The sequence below is a fragment of the Faecalibacterium sp. DFI.5.82 genome, from assembly GCF_029076575.1.
Lineage (GTDB): Bacteria > Bacillota > Clostridia > Oscillospirales > Ruminococcaceae > Faecalibacterium > Faecalibacterium duncaniae.
The window spans coordinates 1-311 of record NZ_JARFIS010000502.1; the positions used below are offsets into that span (position 1 = coordinate 1).

The 311-nt window shown below is 61.4% G+C and carries 1 protein-coding gene; it reads right to left on the bottom strand.

Going from position 1 to position 311, the window contains the following annotated elements; all coding sequences use genetic code 11:
• Positions 1-311, bottom strand: a 311-nt coding sequence (locus P0G09_RS17610; RefSeq protein ID WP_275253317.1) for an iron-containing alcohol dehydrogenase, incomplete at both ends; no start/stop codon positions are given.

The following is a 311-nucleotide window of genomic DNA, read 5'->3' on the forward strand; positions in this document are numbered from 1 at the left end:
CGGATGGCGAATTTGGCCAGCGGGTCGGGGTAGTCGCAGTGGGCGGTGGAAACGTAAGCCTCGATGGCGTGGGTCATTGCATCCATACCGGGGTGGGCAACCAGCTTCTTGGGCATGGTCTCGGCCAGATCGGGATCGACGATGGCGACATCGGGGGTGATCTCAAAGTCAGCGATGGGGTACTTGAGGCCCTTCTGATAATCGGTGATGATGGAGAAGGCGGTCACCTCAGTGGCGGTGCCGGAGGTGGAAGAGATGGCGCAGAAGTGGGCCTTGCGGCGGAGCGGCGGAATGCCGAACACCTTGCACAT